At 58.4% G+C, this 16,849-nt stretch carries 14 protein-coding genes; 12 read left to right on the top strand and 2 right to left on the bottom strand.

Annotation, left to right across the window (positions count from 1 at the left end; genetic code table 11):
- Nucleotides 1-965: 965 nt before the first annotated feature.
- The 8 genes from B0E33_RS28340 (at nt 966) to cydX (ending at nt 10,687) form a co-directional block, all read left to right on the top strand.
- Nucleotides 966-2,465 carry a CoA-acylating methylmalonate-semialdehyde dehydrogenase gene (locus B0E33_RS28340; protein ID WP_077293079.1) on the top strand — a complete coding sequence of 500 codons (1,500 nt, stop codon included), beginning with the start codon at nt 966-968 and terminating at the stop codon, nt 2,463-2,465.
- A 206-nt stretch (nt 2,466-2,671) separates the two neighbouring features.
- Complete coding sequence (locus B0E33_RS28335) at nt 2,672-3,031, top strand: methyltransferase family protein (RefSeq protein WP_167579611.1); 360 nt, start codon at nt 2,672-2,674, stop codon at nt 3,029-3,031.
- A gap of 2 nt (nt 3,032-3,033) precedes the next feature.
- The gene (locus B0E33_RS28330) at nt 3,034-3,624 is read left to right on the top strand and encodes a TetR/AcrR family transcriptional regulator (RefSeq protein ID WP_077293077.1); all 591 of its coding nucleotides are present in this window, start codon (nt 3,034-3,036) and stop codon (nt 3,622-3,624) included.
- Between the two features lie 304 nt (nt 3,625-3,928).
- Complete coding sequence (gene cydD / locus B0E33_RS28325) at nt 3,929-5,737, top strand: thiol reductant ABC exporter subunit CydD (RefSeq protein WP_077293076.1); 1,809 nt, start codon at nt 3,929-3,931, stop codon at nt 5,735-5,737.
- The gene (gene cydC, locus B0E33_RS28320) at nt 5,734-7,440 is read left to right on the top strand and encodes a thiol reductant ABC exporter subunit CydC (RefSeq protein ID WP_077293075.1); all 1,707 of its coding nucleotides are present in this window, start codon (nt 5,734-5,736) and stop codon (nt 7,438-7,440) included. The genes cydD and cydC overlap by 4 nt, the downstream gene beginning before the upstream one ends.
- Nucleotides 7,441-7,786: 346 nt before the next feature.
- On the top strand, nt 7,787-9,391 hold the full coding sequence (locus B0E33_RS28315) for a cytochrome ubiquinol oxidase subunit I (RefSeq protein WP_055653799.1): 1,605 nt from the start codon (nt 7,787-7,789) through the stop codon (nt 9,389-9,391).
- A gap of 6 nt (nt 9,392-9,397) precedes the next feature.
- A complete protein-coding gene (gene cydB, locus B0E33_RS28310) occupies nt 9,398-10,555 on the top strand; it encodes a cytochrome d ubiquinol oxidase subunit II (protein ID WP_077293074.1) in 1,158 nt (385 codons plus the stop codon).
- A gap of 12 nt (nt 10,556-10,567) precedes the next feature.
- Nucleotides 10,568-10,687, top strand: a complete 120-nt coding sequence (gene cydX / locus B0E33_RS28305) for a cytochrome bd-I oxidase subunit CydX (RefSeq protein WP_031270783.1) — start codon at nt 10,568-10,570, stop codon at nt 10,685-10,687.
- A gap of 84 nt (nt 10,688-10,771) precedes the next feature.
- On the opposite strand, the gene B0E33_RS28300 is transcribed toward cydX, so the two are convergent.
- Nucleotides 10,772-11,314, bottom strand: coding sequence for a peroxiredoxin (locus tag B0E33_RS28300; protein ID WP_077293073.1), 543 nt, complete (start codon nt 11,312-11,314; stop codon nt 10,772-10,774).
- Between the two features lie 433 nt (nt 11,315-11,747).
- Here B0E33_RS28300 and B0E33_RS28295 point away from each other — a divergent pair, with 433 nt between their 5' ends.
- The 3 genes from B0E33_RS28295 to B0E33_RS28285 are packed head-to-tail and all read left to right on the top strand — an operon-like array spanning nt 11,748 to nt 14,868.
- Nucleotides 11,748-12,221, top strand: coding sequence for a TRAP transporter small permease subunit (locus B0E33_RS28295; RefSeq protein ID WP_208984142.1), 474 nt, complete (start codon nt 11,748-11,750; stop codon nt 12,219-12,221).
- Nucleotides 12,218-13,783, top strand: a complete 1,566-nt coding sequence (locus B0E33_RS28290; protein ID WP_075281631.1) for a TRAP transporter large permease — start codon at nt 12,218-12,220, stop codon at nt 13,781-13,783. Before B0E33_RS28295 ends, B0E33_RS28290 begins: the two co-directional genes overlap by 4 nt.
- A 20-nt stretch (nt 13,784-13,803) precedes the next feature.
- Nucleotides 13,804-14,868, top strand: coding sequence for a TRAP transporter substrate-binding protein (locus B0E33_RS28285; RefSeq protein ID WP_077293072.1), 1,065 nt, complete (start codon nt 13,804-13,806; stop codon nt 14,866-14,868).
- 42 nt (nt 14,869-14,910) lie between these two features.
- Here B0E33_RS28285 and B0E33_RS28280 read toward each other — a convergent pair whose 3' ends face one another.
- On the bottom strand, nt 14,911-15,792 hold the full coding sequence (locus tag B0E33_RS28280) for a DMT family transporter (RefSeq protein WP_077293071.1): 882 nt from the start codon (nt 15,790-15,792) through the stop codon (nt 14,911-14,913).
- Nucleotides 15,793-16,014: 222 nt separating this feature from the next.
- Between B0E33_RS28280 and B0E33_RS28275 the strand changes: the two genes are divergently transcribed.
- Nucleotides 16,015-16,845 (top strand): peptidoglycan-binding domain-containing protein, encoded by an 831-nt coding sequence (locus B0E33_RS28275; protein WP_075281633.1) that lies wholly within the window; start codon nt 16,015-16,017, stop codon nt 16,843-16,845.
- The last annotated feature ends 4 nt before the right edge of the window (nt 16,846-16,849 follow it).

The raw sequence follows: 16,849 nt of genomic DNA, 5'->3' as shown, positions 1-16,849 counted from the left end.
TCAGGATCTCGGTGCCATAGTTCAGCGATGGCGAATAGAGCAGGTCTTCCACGTAGCCAATAAGATCGTGGTCGATCAGATTGCTTGCGGAGGCAGGTGTTCCCCGGCTTTCCAGATAGGTTTTTGACGCATAAAGACCGAGCGAATAGTCGACGAGCTTGCCGGCAACCACCCTGCCTGTTTCCGGCCTGTCTATTGTCACGGCGATATCAGCTTCACGGCGCGAGAGCGAGAAGGAGCGGGGTACGGGAACGAGCTGCACAGTCAGTCCGGGATGTTTTTCCGTGAGCTTGCCAAGCCGGGGCGCAAGATACGCGACACCGAAACCATCGGGCGCGCCGATGCGAACGGTTCCGGAAATTTCCGGCGTGTTGTTTGTCAGGTCGGCTTCCGCTGCCACCGCCTCGGCTTCGATCCGTTCTGCCCGGTCAAAGAACCGGCTGCCGGCTTCCGTCAGAAGGCAGCCGGATGTTGATCTGTCGAAGAGGCGTGTGCCGATGCTGTCTTCGAGGCTCGTCAGCCTGCGCGCCACCGTGGCGTGGTTGAGGCCGAGACGGCGCGCTGCCGCCAGGATTTGTCCTGTTCGAGCGATCGCGAGAAAGATACGGATGTCGTCCCAGTTCATGTCGATTTTCTTTCCGCGATGACCAGCCCGCTCCGATTTGTTTTTTCAGCTGATGTCAGATACCAGGCACGATGCCGCCGCGTTCATGTTGTTGAGATCACGCCTTGCTGTACACCGGCTTTTGGTAGAGTTTCAGCCGGGATGACAACCGAGGGGGATTGGACCTATCGTTTGTCTCAGACGCTTCGTGGCGTTTTATTGCATAACTTCAAAAAACGCACAACGGGTCCGGAAATCTGGTTCTTGTTTGTAGCAAAAATAAAAGTCAAAAAGACATAATCTCGGACGCTCGCCCAAAATCCTTTTGGTTGGTGTCAGGACATATTGGGAGAAACGCGACATGCGGAAGATCGGTCATTTTATCGGCGGCAAGCACGTGGAGGGAACCTCCGGCCGCTTTGCAGACGTCTACAATCCGGCAACCGGTGAAGTCGAGGCGCAAGTCGCCCTGGCCAGCCAGGCCGAGATGGACGCGGCAATTGCCAATGCTGCTGCCGCACAGCCTGCCTGGGCTGCCACCAACCCGCAGCGTCGCGCTCGCGTGATGATGAAGTTCGTAGATCTTCTCAACCGCGACATGGACAAGCTGGCTGAAGCTCTTTCCCGCGAGCACGGCAAAACGATTCCGGACGCCAAGGGCGATGTTATCCGCGGTCTGGAAGTCGCCGAGTTCTGCATTGGTGCGCCGCATCTCCTGAAGGGCGAATTCACCGAAGGCGCCGGTCCTGGCATCGACATGTACTCCATGCGCCAGCCGCTTGGCGTCGTTGCCGGCATCACGCCGTTCAACTTCCCGGCCATGATCCCGATGTGGAAATTCTGCCCGGCGATCGCTTGTGGCAACGCCTTCATCCTGAAGCCGTCCGAACGCGATCCGTCCGTGCCGATCATGCTTGCTGAACTGATGATCGAAGCCGGTCTGCCGGAAGGTGTTCTGAACGTCGTCAACGGCGACAAGAGCGCGGTCGATGCAATCCTGGACGATGAAACCATCCAGGCTGTCGGCTTCGTCGGTTCCACGCCGATTGCCCAGTATGTCTATGCCCGTGCAACTGCATCCGGCAAACGCGCCCAGTGTTTCGGTGGCGCAAAGAACCACATGATTATCATGCCGGATGCCGACCTTGATCAGGCGGCCGATGCTCTGATCGGTGCCGGTTACGGCGCGGCCGGCGAGCGTTGCATGGCTGTTTCTGTTGCCGTGCCGGTTGGTGAAAGCACTGCAAATGCACTGATCGAGAAGCTTGCGCCGAAGGTGGAAGCACTGAAGATCGGGCCGTACACGGCTGGCAATGACGTCGACTTCGGTCCGCTGGTGACCAAGGAAGCGCTTGCCCGCGTAAAGGGTCTCGTCGACCAGGGCATCAAGGAAGGTGCGAAGCTGGTTGTCGATGGCCGCGATTTCTCCATGCAGGGCTATGAGAACGGCTTCTTCATGGGCGGCTGCCTGTTCGACAACGTCACCAAGGACATGGACATCTACAAGACCGAAATCTTCGGTCCGGTCCTGTCCGTGGTTCGCGCAGAGACCTACGAAGAAGCTCTCGATCTGCCGCTCAGCCACGAATACGGCAACGGCACTGCGATTTTCACCCGTGACGGCGACACCGCCCGCGACTTCGCGTCCCGCATCAACATCGGCATGGTTGGCATCAACGTGCCGATACCGGTGCCGCTCGCCTACCACACCTTCGGCGGCTGGAAGAAGTCCGGCTTCGGCGATCTCAACCAGCATGGTCCGGACGGGTTCAAGTTCTACACCCGCACCAAGACCGTGACCTCCCGCTGGCCGTCAGGTCTGAAGGACGGGGCCGAGTTCGTGATCCCGACGATGAAGTAATTCCTCCCGGACCAAGTCCGGTCTGGCGCTCCCGGTTTCGCCTGGAGCGCCTCTTTTTTGACTTGTAAAATGATAAAAGATGAATTTTATTATTTATTATGAAATGTGCTTGGAGACCTCTCGTGCCTCAGATAATTCCGCCTGTCCTCTTCGGCCTGTTCCTGTTGTTGATGGTCCCGGTCACGATCTTGTTTCCCGGTTCGCCCATGCTTCCTGCACCGTTCCAGTGGACCGGTTTGGCAGTCGTCGCCCTGGGGTTGTTTTTCCTCAAAAAGGGGCATGGCACGTTCCTTTCGCAAGAAACGGAAATCCATACGTTCCGGCAGCCAACCCGCTTGGTCACCTCCGGCATCTACGCGCTTTCGCGCAATCCGATGTATCTTGGGTTTTTGTTGATGCTGCTCGGGGTTGCTGTCTGCACCAACGAAGCATTGAACGTTCATTTCGCAATCGTCTTTTTTCTGGCCGCGCAGTTTTGGTACATCCCGCTTGAGGAGCGGAAAGCCGCGAAGACGTTTGGCCAGCCTTACCTGGACTACAGAAAAAATGTGAGGCGTTGGCTTTAGAAATGGCAAGACCGAAGGTTGAAAACGCCGAAATCCGGGAGAGCCTGTTGCAGGCTGCGGAAAACCGCTTGCGGCGGCAAGGTTCGCCGCGTTTTTCCGTGACTGATCTGGCGGCCGATTGTCGGATGTCGCAATCGAATGTCTACCGGTTTTTTCCCAACAAGGCGGCTCTCATGGCCGGCTTGGCGGAACGCTGGTTCGCAGACGTGGAAGTTGCGCTTCAGGTGGAAATTTCAGCTGCGGAAAGCTGGCAATCGAAACTGGCAGCTTTTGTCAGGGTGCAGCTCGTAATCAAGTCAGAAAGGTTTGACGACGATCCGGACTTGTTCCGGGCCTATCTGACTCTGGCTGGAGAGCATCCCGAACCTGTCACCATCCATGTGAGCAGATTACGGAAAATGCTGGAAGGGATCCTTGGCGCCGTATTTGAAGGACGCGAACTGAAAAGGGCGTGCGAATTGGTTGAAGACGCAACGCAACTGTTCAGGGACCCGTTTCTGATTGCCCGCCTTAGGCCAAGGTGCACGGAAGAACGCGCCGAAGCGGTTCTCGCCGCGGTGCTTTCCGAATTGGAGCATCGTCTCGTGCGATAGCTGTCACCGCGAACCTCCGCTAAAGGCACTGGCTGTTAGACGCAGCAGCTGCCTTTTTCGGGCGTTTGTTGGAAGCAAGGCCTGCACAAAGCTGTCTTCTGGAGTTTCAGGAGATGATTTCATGAACGAAGATCTCACAAGCGTCCTGAAAACCTCTTGTCAGGATTGTGCATCCGGTGAAAGAAAATAGGCATTTGCCGGCGCAGTACTGCGCCGATACCAGTCGCCCTTGCATGGCATTCCCATTGCCACCGTGGCAATCTGCCTCTTGAATTTGGGCGGACGGGGCGACACTAAACGGCTGATGACAATAAAAAGGGAAAAGATCGGGACGGTGGCTGAGGGTGAGGGGCAGGACAGCGGAGCAGCAGCTGCTTTCGGCTGGCCGGACAAAGGAGAAAGCCGCAGCCTGAAACGGGCTGGTCGGCTGCTGGCCGTATCCGATCTGCTGTGGATTGCACAGGCCGGACTGATTTCCTGGGCGCTCGGATCGCTCCCCATGATGTTTTCCGTCGCGGATGACGGCCAGGTCATCGAAGGCGATCTGACAGGCTTGGCTTTCCAGGCTGCCGCCGGCATCGCGCTGGTTGCTGTGTTGAGAGTGTTTCTGCAAAACCGAGCCGAAACGGTTGCCCGGCAAACTGCCCGTGCAATCCAGAGCAGGGCACGTGCAGAGCTGCTTTCCGTTGCCGCCAGAACGTCGCCATCTGCAGAATTCCCATCTTCCGGTGCCTTTGCCGCCCATGTTACCGAACAGGTCGACCTGCTCGGACCGTACTATCGGAATTTCGAACCTCAGAAGGTTCGGCTTCGTCTTGTGCCCCTCGGGATCGTTGCCGCCACTGCCGTGTTCAGTTGGGTCGGCGCGCTGATCCTGGTTGTCTGCGGGCCGCTCATTCCTGTTTTCATGGCGCTGATTGGTATGCGTGCCAAGGCTGCGAGCGAGACGCAACAGGAGGAACTGGTGCGGCTGAGCGGCAGTCTGCTGGACAGGATCAGGGGCCTGGAAACACTGACCTTGTTTGGCGCAATCGAGCGTACCCAGCGGCAAATCGCTGACGCGGGCGAACGGTTCAGATCCGGCACCATGCGCGTCCTGAAGATCGCATTCCTCTCCTCAACCGTTCTGGAACTCTTTTCCGCACTCGGAATAGCCTTCTGCGCGGTCTATGTGGGGTTTTCGCTATTGGGTGAAATCCAGGCTGGAACCTGGGGCGGGCCCCTGACCTTTGCGCAGGGCCTGTTCATTCTGCTGCTCGCACCGGAGTTCTTTGCCCCCTTGCGTGCCTACGCGGCAGCCTATCATGACAGGGCAGGCGGACTTGCCGCGCGGAAGAAGCTGGCGACACTTTTTCCGTCGCAGAACACCCCCGGAAACCCTAAGCGCGCTGATGGATCAGACGTGCCGGTCGGTTCCATTTCACTTTCAGGCCCGCCCGCCATTCAGTTCAGGTCTGTCAGCATTACCCATGATGAGCGCTGTGTCTTCAAGGAGTTCAATCTGACGATTGAGCCGGATGAAACGCTTTTGGTCGAAGGGCCGAGCGGCAGCGGCAAGACCACAATGATTGACGGGATACTGGGCTTCCAGGAGCCTGATTCCGGCAAAATTCAGGTGAACGACCTTACTGCAACCGCGATTGCATCATTGCTGCGTCGAAAGGTTATATGGCTCGGCCAGTCGCCCAGGCTGTTCCATGGCAGTCTCAAGGCCAACCTCCTGAGAGCTGTTGATACATCTGCAGCGGTTACGGAGGACGATCTCTGGCAAGCCCTTCGCCTTGCCGGGGCCGAAGCGCTCGTCCAGCGCCTGCCTCGTGGTCTGGAAACACCTTTGGGAGAAGACGGTTTCGGCCTCTCGGTTGGGGAGATCCGCCGGGTGGCTCTCGCGAGGGCGGCAATGCGCAAGGATGCTGTCCTGCTGCTGGCGGACGAACCAACAGCCTCGCTGGATGAAGAAACGGCAGCAGATGTCATCGAGGGATTGCGGAAACTTTGCGATGGCCGGACCGCCGTGATCGCCACACACGACCCGGCCCTTCGGAAAATCGCCTCGCGGCGGATTGACCTGAAGGCGCTCGGCGTCCTCGCCGAAGGGGAGGTGTTCGCGTGAGGTCTGTCTGGCATATCATTCGCACCCAGCACCGGTACGACAGCTTCCATTTCTGGCTTGGCATTCTTGTGGCGTTGCTGCCTGCGGCCGCCGGGCTTCTTCTGCTCGGCGTTTCCGGCTGGTTCATCACCGCTGCGGCGATTGCGGGTTTGAGTGGCGCGTTCTTGAACATCTTTGCGCCAAGCGCGCTCATTCGCGCTTTTGCGATTGTCCGTACCGCCGGCCGTTACGGTGAAAGGGTCCTGACACATGACGCCACATTCCGGTTTCTGACCGGGTTCAGAAACCGGCTGTTTGCGGCGATGGCACTTAAGACAAACGACGGTCAGCGATCCGGATTGCTGCTCAATCGTCTGACACTCGACGTTGCCGTCCTCGATACGGTTTATTTGCGTCTGGTGGTTCCTCTGGTGCTGTCGCTGGTTGTTGCTGTCTCGTTGCTTCTGGTCTGGAGCAGCGTATCGCCGCTTTTGTTGCTTACCGGAGCAGTCTTCGTTTTGGCCTGGCTCGGGCTCGCGGTCTGGACGTTTGCACGGTCCGACACCAAAACCGCCCGCCGCTCTGACGCGGCGCTGGATGCCATGCGGCTTCGAGCTGCGGATCTGGCAGCAGGCCGGCGGGATCTTGCGATTTACGGCGGTCTGGAAGCGGCGGCCGACTCGGTCCTTGTCGCCGACACGCGATTGGCGGAAGCCCAGGAGGTTGAGGATCGCCGTACCAGCAAGCTGACAGCGGGTTCCACGCTCCTTGGACAGCTGTTTCTTGCCGTCATGCTTCTTGTCTGTCTGCACGAAGTCGGAAATGGCGCGCTGACAGCGGCTTTCAGCGTCGGTCTGATACTGGTGGTGATGGGGCTTCCGGAAATATTTTCGATGAGCTTGCCTGGCCTTTCCAGACTGCCTCGCGTCGCGTTGGCAGCTGGTCGGATCATGCACTTGATGCGTCGCCCCGATGAGGTCGAGCCTTCGCAGAGCCTTTCCGTACCAGAGACAAGACGCCAAGGCGCCGCGCCTGCGCTCGCTTTCGAAGGCGTCAGTTTTGGATATCCCGGTGCTGACAGAAGCGTTCTGGAGGGGCTCTCCTTTCACCTCGATCAGGGCGAAATTCTCGCATTGGCAGGGCGCAGCGGTTGCGGCAAGTCGACGATTGGGGCATTGGCCGCGCGGTTACGAAAGCCAGGGCAGGGGAAGATACATCTGGGTGGGCTGGAAATCGACCGTATCTCCGAGAAAGAGCTACGCCGCAAGGTTACCGTCATTGGTCAAAAGGCCTATCTCTTCAACGTGACCGTTGCCGAGAACCTGCGTGTTGCAAACCCAGATGCTGGCGACACGGAACTTTGGCGTGCGCTTGAACAGGCGGCGCTTGCTGAACGTATTTCTGAAAATCCGGAAGGCCTGCAGACCATTCTCGGTGAGGGGGGACTCGGACTGTCCGGTGGAGAGCAGAGGCGTCTTGCCCTGGCGCGTGCCTTTCTGACGCGGCCGGCCCTGTTTGTTCTGGACGAGATGACCGAGGGACTGGACGCCGCAACCGCTGCGGATGTTCTGGACCGGTTTTTGTCCTATCGCGGCGATGCGGCCGTCCTGATGATTGCGCACCGTCGACAGGAGCTGGAGCGGGCAGACCGCGTACTGGATCTGACGGCGCCATGCAGCAGCGGCATTCGGTCGCCGGAAATAATTCTTTCCGAATTTCAATGAGTTCTCCTGCAGTTTTCCGCATCTTGAGGTTGTCGCGTCCTAACTGTCGCATTGACCTTGGGGGGGCGGTGGGCCACGATCAGCCCATAGGAAGACTCGTTTTCCAAGCCGGTTCATTGACGGGATTGGCGGCCGCAATCCGCATTCACTGTGAAGTTGATTGCCGTTGCCGGATCGGGACGAAAACCGGGTTTTCAATCAAGATCGACACAGGCCCGGTCTCCTCCGACAGGGCGTTTACCCGTCGATCGTCCTGATGTGCAGACGTGCCTGTTGGCGTTCGATAGAACGTTGGACACGACTGCCGAAATGCTCGGGCCTCTCCGGTCCGTAAAGGGGGAATACGATGGAACTGAACGTCGTTGACCTGTCCCGGCTGCAATTTGCCATGACAGCGCTCTACCACTTCCTGTTTGTGCCTTTGACCATCGGCCTGTCGATCCTGCTGGCCACCATGGAAACTGTCTATGTGATGACCGGCCGAGAGGTCTGGAAGCGCATGGTCAAGTTCTGGGGCACCTTGTTCGGGATCAACTTCGTCCTGGGGGTCGCTACCGGTCTGACGATGGAGTTCCAGTTCGGCATGAACTGGGCCTACTTCAGTCAGTATGTCGGCGATGTCTTTGGTGCGCCTCTGGCGATCGAGGGCCTGATGGCTTTCTTTCTGGAAGCCACATTCGTTGGTCTGTTCTTCTTCGGCTGGGACAGGCTCTCCAAGCGCCAGCATCTGGCTGCCACGTGGGCCGTCGCGATTGGAACAAACCTGTCGGCACTCTGGATTCTGATCGCCAACGGCTGGATGCAACACCCTGTCGGGTCCGCATTCAACCCCGACACCATGCGCATGGAAGTCACCAGTTTTTATGAAGTGCTGTTCAATCCGGTGGCGCAGGCCAAGTTCGTGCACACCGTTTCTGCAGGTTATGTCACCGCATCCATGTTCGTTCTGGGTATCTCTGCCTGGTACATGTTGAAAGGCCGACATATTCCGATCGCCAAACGATCCATGGCCATCGCGTCCGCATTCGGCTTTGCATCAGCACTTTCGGTTGTCGTTCTCGGGGATGAAAGCGGCTACGAGGCCAACCTGAACCAGAAGATGAAACTGGCGACGATCGAAGCCATGTGGGAGACGGAGCCGGCTCCGGCCTCGTTCAACGTGATTGCCTGGGCGGATATGGAGAAGCGGGAGAACGTCTTTGCCATCGAAGTGCCCTATGTCATGGGCCTGATCGCAACGCGTTCCCTCGATACGATCATTCCCGGCATCAAGGATCTGGTTGAGCGGACAAAGGACCGCATCCGGCAGGGTGCCATAGCCTGGGATGCGCTGCAGAAAATCCGGCAGGATCCGGCAAATGCAAGTGCGGATGTCCGCGAGACCTTCCTGCAGAACGAGAACTCGCTCGGGTACGCCTATCTGCTGCTGCCGTTCACGGACAATCCGATGGAAGCGACCACCGCTCAGGTAGACGCGGCCGCCTGGTCCACCGTGCCGGAAGTCATGCCGATGTTCTATTCCTTCCGGATCATGGTGGCGTGCGGCTTCTTCTTCATCCTGATGACCACGGTGTTCTTCTACTATTCGTCGTCCGGACGGCTGGACGTTCTGAGAGAAAAGCGCCGTTGGCTGCTGCATGTCGCAGTCTGGTCGATCCCGTTGCCGTGGATCGCCTGCGAAATGGGCTGGTTCGTCGCCGAGTATGGCCGTCAGCCCTGGATCATCGAAAGTATGCTGCCGACCTCTGCCGGTGTCTCGAGCCTTAGCGTGACCGAGGTCCTGCTGACGCTTGCCGGCTTTGTTGCACTCTACAGCACGCTTCTGGTGATCGAGATCACGCTGATGATCAAATACATCAAGATCGGTCCGGAAGACGGCGAGAACCCGGATGCGGTTCCGGCCGCGCCAAAGCAGCCGGTCCCGGCCGCAGCCTCTGTACCAGCGGAGTAATCGAAAATGATCCTCTATGAAATGATCGACTACTCCATCCTGAAGATGATCTGGTGGCTGCTGCTCGGCGTCCTTCTGATCGGCTTTGCCGTGATGGACGGTTTCGACATGGGCGTTGGCGCGATGCTGCCCTTTGTTGCCGAGACAGATATCGAACGGCGTGTCGTCATCAACACCATCGGCCCGACCTGGGAAGGAAATCAGGTTTGGTTCATCCTGGGGGGCGGGGCGATCTTTGCTGCCTGGCCGCCGCTCTATGCCATCAGCTTCTCGGGGTTCTATCTGGCGATGTTCGTGGTACTGGCCGCGATGATCCTGCGGCCGGTGGCCTTCAAGTATCGGTCCAAGCGGCCGGATCCCTCCTGGCGCAACGCCTGGGACTGGGCACTGTTCACGGGGTCTTTCGTGCCGGCGCTTGTCTTCGGTGTTGCCGTCGGCAATGTGTTGCTCGGGGTCCCGTTCTCGCTCGATAACGATCTGCGCATGACATACGAAGGGTCGTTCTTCGCTCTGTTTTCGCCGTTCTCGCTGCTGTGCGGGCTGTTGTCGGTGACGATGCTCGTCACGCATGGGTCTGTCTGGCTGGTGATGCGGGCGTCAGGTGATATTGCTGCGCGCGCGCGGCGGTTCGGCACGGTAACGGCAGGCCTCAGCATCGCTCTGTTCGCTCTAGGCGGGTATCTCGTTGCCAGCGGCTATGTGGAAGGTTTCCGCATTACATCCGAAATCGATCCGAACATGGCGGCCAATCCACTGGCGAAGCAGGCGATCACCGAAGGTGGGGCGTGGATGTACAACTACACAGTCCACCCCATCCTCTGGCTGGCCCCCGGTCTCGGGTTCCTTGGCCTGTTCGGAACGCTCGTGCTTTTGCAGACACGTTTCGAAATGCCGATCTTCCTCTTCTCGAAGCTGGCGATTTTCGGGATCATCTCGACAGTCGGTGTCTCGATGTTCCCGTTCATCCTGCCGTCATCGATACAGCCCGAAGCCAGCCTGACGGTTTGGGACGCATCTTCCAGCCACCGGACCTTGTTCAACATGCTGGTGGCGACGCTTATCTTCCTGCCGATCATCCTTGTCTACACCGCTTGGGTGTACAAGGTCCTGTGGGGCAAGGTGGATGAAGAAACCATCGAACGTGACAACCACAGCGCTTACTGAGGAGACTGCAACATGTGGTATTTTGCCTGGGTCCTCGGAATGCCTTTGGCCTGCGCCATGGCGATCCTGAACGCGATGTGGCTGGAGCTGAGGTCGGAGGACGAACGCCGCCGTCTGGAAGGCCGCAAGTAGTTCCGGCTTTTCTGGAAATCGTATTGGAAAATGAAAAAGCCCCGGATTGCTCCGGGGCTTTTTGCTGGACCTGTTCCTGGTGGATCAGGCGGCCTGCACTTTTGCAGCGCGCAGCTTTTCCAGGATGTTCTGCGGCGAGGAAACTCCGTAAGGATCGCTTTCGCAGTTGTCGGAGAAGCCTTCTTCTTCGAACCACTGCTCGACGATGCCGTCATTGATGACCGCACCATAGCGCCAGGAGCGCATGCCGAACCCGAGATTGTCCTTGGCAACCAGCATGCCCATCTTGCGGGTGAACTCGCCGGATCCATCCGGAATAACCTTGACGTTTTCGACGCCCTGGGCCTTTGCCCAGGCATTCATCACGAAAGCGTCGTTGACGGAGATGCAGTAGATTTCATCAACGCCTTCAGCCTTGAACTCTTCAAACAGCTTTTCGAAATCCGGAAGCTGATAGGTGGAGCAGGTTGGAGTGAATGCGCCTGGAAGCGAAAACAGAACGACCTTCTTGCCCTTGAAGTAGTCGTCGCTGGTGTTGTCTTCCCAGCGGAACGGGTTCGGACCTTCAATGGAATCATCACGAACGCGGGTGCGGAAGGTAACGAACGGAACTTTTTTGCTGAGCATCGCAAACTCCAGAAATTGAACGGTTGCAAACTGTCCAGAGCGCCGAAATCGTGCCTTGCCCGCGGGAGGAGAACCGGGCAGGGCACAAGCGCCCTGAAAGTGGAGGAGAAGTTCGGCCTAGCCCATTTGCTGCAATGCCGCAATCCATTTTGCTCCGCAATAGACAAGAAGCCTGTGCGAAGCACTCAATCGAGGCGATATGCCGCTGGTCGGCATTTCCAGGGGCACGGTTGGCGGACTTCTGTGGGTGGTCCGCCTTTTCCGGAAAAAGCACTCAAATCATTGTATACACGCTTAATTTCGGTCATTAAGCTAACCACGTCCCGTGCGGTTCGCCTTTGGCGCAATGCGGGGCTGAGGAGGGGGCTCCAGAAGGTCGGGTCTTGACGACGTGACCAGAGCGAAATGCGACTTCCAGCAGCAAGAGTGATGAATGCGTAGGGTCTTTCGGGCGGTACACATGCTTTGCATGGGGTTTGCCGCGATCGTCTTTTTCGGCCAGCTGGCCATGGTGCTCATGCGCTATCTGCTTGGCTTCGGTCTTCTGGAAATCCAGGACGCGGTCAACTACGCTTTTGCAGCCCTCGTGGCCCTTTCTGTCGCCGTTTCCTTCGATGCAGACAAGCACGTGCGGGTCGATGTATTTCGCCAGAACTGGAGCGAGCGGACAAACCGGCGTATCGACTGGCTTGGAGACCTCCTGCTCGCGCTGCCGGTCTTTGCAATCATGCTCTGGACGGCATTCCCGCTCGTCAAAAGCTCCTGGGCGATATTGGAAGGTTCTCCGGAAACCGGCGGTCTGCCCGGCCTGTTTCTGGTCAAGACCTGTCTGGTGATCCTGCCTGCGCTGGTGGTGATCTACATCCTTCAAAAGCTGTTCGGCGCGATGCGACGGAAATTTTCATGACTGCCGATATCATCTGGCTCATCATTCTGGCCCTTTCCGTATTTGCCTGTATTCTTTCCGGCGTGCCGGTCCTGCTTGCAATCGCCGGCGCACCGACGATTGTCGCGCTGGTTGCCGCCGCCACCGGGCATTTTGACCTCGTGTTCTTCCAGGCTGTTCCCCAGCGCGTTTATGGCGTGATGACAAATCCGCTCCTGTTGGCGGTGCCGCTTTTCGTGCTGATGGGGTTGCTTCTTGAAAAGTCACGCCAGGCAGAGCGGATGCTCCAGAGCCTGACGGCCGCAATGGGCGGGCAGCAGTCCGCTCTGGCGCTTTCTGTGGTTCTGGTAAGCGCACTCATTGCCGCCTCGACCGGTATCATCGGGGCAACCATCGTCATGCTGGGCACGATCACACTCCCGGCTCTGTTGGCCGCGGGCGTGAACAAGCACATGAGCAGTGGCCTCATTTGCGCCAGCGGCACGCTCGGTCAGATCATTCCGCCGTCGATCGTTCTGATCCTCCTGGGAGATCAGGTGTCCAATGCCTACTTCGAAGCGCAGCAGGAAGCCGGCAACTTCGCGCCAGACCCGGTCACGGTGGGGGATCTCTTTGCCGGTGCGCTGATCCCGGGGCTGCTCCTGGTCGCGCTATATGCGGCATACGTCCTGCTGCGACTGCGCCGGGCCTCTCCGAAGGGACAGGAAGCTAAGACCCCGACACCAAAGCCTCGCGTGTCAGGCCGGGAATTATTCCGGGATATCGCGCCCACGCTCGGGTTGATCATCGCCGTGCTCGGCAGCATCCTGATTGGCATTGCAACGCCAACGGAAGCCGCAAGTGTCGGTGTCGCGGGGGCTGTGCTGATCGCGGCTGCAGGAAGCGATGGCAAGGTGGCGCGTGTTGCCATGGCCTGCGCTGCCTTTGCTATTCTGCTGTTGATCCTGCGCAGGCTCGGTCTGTTCGGTCTGGAGTTTGAAGGAGGCCGGATCAGCTGGACGACACTGACGATCGTATCCGTCGCTATGACGGCCGCTGCCCTTGTCATGCTGGCCATCGCAGCAGCTTCTCTGATCCGAGGAGGGGTTCTTGTGCCCGCGCTGCGGGAAACCGTCACCATCACCGGAATGATCTTCGGTATCGTGATTGCTGCCAGCATCCTGTCGCTCGTGTTCCGAGGGTTCAACGGTGATGAACATGTGGCCGAGTTGCTGCACGCCTTGCCGGGCGGTGCTTATGGCATGTTGTTGCTGACAATGCTGGTGATCTTCCTGCTCGGATTCATTCTGGAATTCGTGGAGATCATTTTCATTGTTGTTCCGATTGTCGGGCCGATTATCCTGCAAAGCGACATAAGCCCGGTCTGGTTTGCGGTCCTGATTGCGCTTAACCTGCAAACTTCGTTCTTGACGCCGCCATTCGGGTTTGCGCTTTTCTATTTTCGATCGGTTGCACCGGCGGATATCCGCACTTCTGACATTTATGTTTCGGTGATCCCGTTTGTCGCCATCCAGCTTCTGGCGCTCGGTCTGGTCGCCGCCTTTCCGGCTCTGGCAACCCTGTTGCCGGACGTCCTGTTTTGAACATCGAGGGAGACACAAGTATGAAAAGACGTGATTTTCTGAAGGCTGGTGCCGTCGCCGCACCTGCCAGCCTGCTGGCAGCACCGGCAATTGCGCAAGGCAAGATCGAATGGAAGTTGCCGACCTCCTTTCCGGCGAAGGCGCCGGGTGTCGGCACCAACGTGACCGCCTTTGCCGACCGCGTGGCTGCAATGTCCGATGGCCAGCTGACTTTCAAGGTCTATTCCAGTGGTGAGCTCGTACCGCCGTTCGGTGTTGAAGATGCCGTGGAGCAGGGCACTGCCGAGATCGGTCATTCGACGCCTTACTATGCCGCGTCCAAGAACACCGCCATGCACTTCTTCTCTGCCGTTCCTTTCGGCATGACCGCGGTCGAAACAACCGCCTGGCTTCGCTATGGCGGCGGACAGGACCTGTGGGACAGCCTTTATGAAGAACGCGGCCTCAAGCCGTTTTATTCCGGCAGTTCGGGCGTACAGGCGGCCGGCTGGTTCAAGAACCCGGTGAAAAGCCTCAACGATCTTGCCGGCCTCAACATGCGTATTGCCGGTCTGGGCGGCGAAGCCATGCGCAAGCTCGGCGTCAACGCTGTCCTGCTGCCGCCTCCGGAAATCTTCCCGGCCTTCCAGTCTGGCGCCATCGATGCGGCCGAGTGGGTTGGTCCCATGCTGGACCAGGCATTCGGCCTGCAGAAGGTCGCCAGCTACTGCTATGTGCCGGCCTTCCACGAGCCGTCAGCCGCACTGGAAATCGTCGTCAACAAGGAAGCCTACGACAGCCTGCCGGCGAACCTTCAGGCAATCATCGCCTATGCTGCGGAAGCGGCTTCCGTCGAGACCACCGCACAGTTCGATTATTACAACGCGGTTGCCATGAAGAAACTGAAGGAAGACGGCGTTACCTTTGCCAACTTCCCGGATGATGTCCTGGCTGCGCTGAAGACGGCGGTTGCGGAAGTGATGGCGGAAAACGCTGCCGCCAATCCGAAGTTTGCCGAAGTGCAGAAAAGCTATGACGCGTTCCTCGAGCTTGCCAAGGACTACGCGGCACTGGTGAAGGCAACCACTTTCACCCAGCGCATGTAAGCAGAGTTGATCCTGCCGGTGGCATGGGCCACCGGCGGGGCTTCAGGTTTCCAGCTGCCGTTCGCGCAGGACGATGGCGATGCCGCTCGCGATGATGATCGAGGCACCGACATAAGTCGCAATGTCGGGAATTTCCCCCCACAAGAGCCAGCCGAGCAGTGTCGCCCACAAGAGCGCGGTATAATCGAATGGCGCGACAACGGCTGCCGGGGCAAAGCGAAAGGCCTGTGTCATCAGGGTGATGCCGGCCGTGCCGAATAGCGCGATGCCAAGAAACAGCCAGATGTCCTCCGCGCGTGGCTGCACCCAGACGAAGGGCATCGCAAAGGCACTCATGATTGCGCCGGCCCCCACCAGATAAAGCATCAGGGTCCAGACACTCTCGCGCGGGTCGACAAGGCGGGCGCTGAGCATGAGCGCGGCATAGAAGAAAGCCGTTGCGATTGGGAGGAGCGATGCTGCCTGGAAAGTGCCTGAACCCGGACGGACAACCACCAGAACGCCCAGAAATCCCACGAGCACTGCCGTCCATCGACGCCAGCCCACTTGCTCTCGCAAGACCAGGGCGGAAAGCGCTGTCACAAAAACAGGCATGACAAAAATCAGAGCTGTTGCTTCGGCGAGGCCAAGAAGGCTCAACCCGGTGAAAAACAGCGTGGCGGCGCAGAGCCACAACACTCCGCGCAGAAGATGGGCTGCCGGGCGGTGCGAGATCAAGGCAGATCTTCCACCCATTTTCAGTGCGATCAGAACCGCAATCGGAAGCGCGATCAAATTGCGCAGAAACAGGATCTGGATGGGGCTGTAGTCAGCCGTCAGTGTTTTGGCAATGGCGTCGTTGAGGCATAGGCACACGACACCTGCACACATCATTCCGATTCCGGTGGTCACCTGATTGCGACCGCCGGTCATGGCCGTTTCCATTCCCATGTCTCCCTGGTTTTGGCGCAGTGAAGCATCGGGGCAGGCAGGGCGGCAAGGCACGATTTGACGAAATCAGGCCTGTCCGGACACCAGGAGAAACTGGAATACGGAAATTGTTGATGCCGCTACGTAATTCGCTTCGGGACGATAGTGTTTTGCGGTAAGATGCAATCATCGATTGTTTTCGACGTTCCCAGGTCCACTGTCCGGAAGCCCCGTCCCATGGCATTGACGTCTCCCTATTTCCGCAACGTGCCGCAGCTCACCGCAGCGTCCACCAACAGCCCTTGGCTCGGCAGCGGGTCAAGCGGTCATGGAGTGCATCTGGTTCAGTTCGGGTTGATTGACCTGGGGTTTCCCATGCCAAAATCCGTTGGTGGAACGGGGCTCAGTCCGGATGGGGTCTACGGCAGTGAAACCGTACAAAAGGTCAAGGAGTTCCAGCGTTCAACGCATGGCGGAGCCCCGATCAAGGACGACGGCGCCGTCGGACGAAATACCATGGCCAAGCTGGACCGGGCGCTCGCGTCCTTCACTCACAAGGTTCGGGTGCACATCTTTGTCGTGGTGACGCCGGATGCTCCGGTGGCAACTGCGGAAACGACTGCGAAGGAGCTTTACGGACATTACGGTATCGACTTCGAGGTTGCTTCCATCCAGTCGCTGGCATTGACCGCTGCCGAGGAGACGGAGTTTTCGCAGCATGGCCTCTTGTTTGCCCGGATGAAGGAACTTGCCGAGGCGCATACGTCCGTCAGGATTCGTCCGAACGAAATCATGGTGTTCTATATCCGTCGCTTCAATCCCGACACGGACCTGGCCCTGTCCAAGGCCAACCACACGGGTGCTGTTACCCGAATCAAGAAGAACGCGGATGCCAGCACACTTGCCCATGAGGTCGCCCATAATCTGATCGACAGTCCACGGGGTGTGAGCGAGCATGTGGCGCACAAGCAGAACATCCTGGCGACGCTGCCCCGGACCACGCCCTTTGTGTTGAGTTTCGAACAGATTCAGCAGATGCGGCGCAACATTCGGCTGTTGCGGGCGTGACGAC

The organism is Roseibium algicola, assembly GCF_001999245.1.
Classification (GTDB): Bacteria; Pseudomonadota; Alphaproteobacteria; order Rhizobiales; family Stappiaceae; genus Roseibium; species Roseibium algicola.
Note: the sequence above shows the minus strand (reverse complement) of the source record. Positions and strands in the feature narration are given on the sequence as shown.

Bases quoted from the DNA above. Each gene is read 5' to 3' on its own strand.
- B0E33_RS28340 (WP_077293079.1), top strand. From the start codon at position 966: ATGCGGAAGATCGGTCATTTTATCGGCGGCAAGCACGTGGAGGGAACC.
- B0E33_RS28335 (WP_167579611.1), top strand. From the start codon at position 2,672: ATGCTTCCTGCACCGTTCCAGTGGACCGGTTTGGCAGTCGTCGCCCTG.
- B0E33_RS28330 (WP_077293077.1), top strand. From the start codon at position 3,034: ATGGCAAGACCGAAGGTTGAAAACGCCGAAATCCGGGAGAGCCTGTTG.
- cydD (WP_077293076.1), top strand. From the start codon at position 3,929: ATGACAATAAAAAGGGAAAAGATCGGGACGGTGGCTGAGGGTGAGGGG.
- B0E33_RS28315 (WP_055653799.1), top strand. From the start codon at position 7,787: ATGGAACTGAACGTCGTTGACCTGTCCCGGCTGCAATTTGCCATGACA.
- cydB (WP_077293074.1), top strand. From the start codon at position 9,398: ATGATCCTCTATGAAATGATCGACTACTCCATCCTGAAGATGATCTGG.
- cydX (WP_031270783.1), top strand. From the start codon at position 10,568: ATGTGGTATTTTGCCTGGGTCCTCGGAATGCCTTTGGCCTGCGCCATG.
- B0E33_RS28300 (WP_077293073.1), bottom strand. From the start codon at position 11,314: ATGCTCAGCAAAAAAGTTCCGTTCGTTACCTTCCGCACCCGCGTTCGT.
- B0E33_RS28295 (WP_208984142.1), top strand. From the start codon at position 11,748: ATGCGTAGGGTCTTTCGGGCGGTACACATGCTTTGCATGGGGTTTGCC.
- B0E33_RS28290 (WP_075281631.1), top strand. From the start codon at position 12,218: ATGACTGCCGATATCATCTGGCTCATCATTCTGGCCCTTTCCGTATTT.
- B0E33_RS28285 (WP_077293072.1), top strand. From the start codon at position 13,804: ATGAAAAGACGTGATTTTCTGAAGGCTGGTGCCGTCGCCGCACCTGCC.
- B0E33_RS28280 (WP_077293071.1), bottom strand. From the start codon at position 15,792: ATGGAAACGGCCATGACCGGCGGTCGCAATCAGGTGACCACCGGAATC.
- B0E33_RS28275 (WP_075281633.1), top strand. From the start codon at position 16,015: ATGGCATTGACGTCTCCCTATTTCCGCAACGTGCCGCAGCTCACCGCA.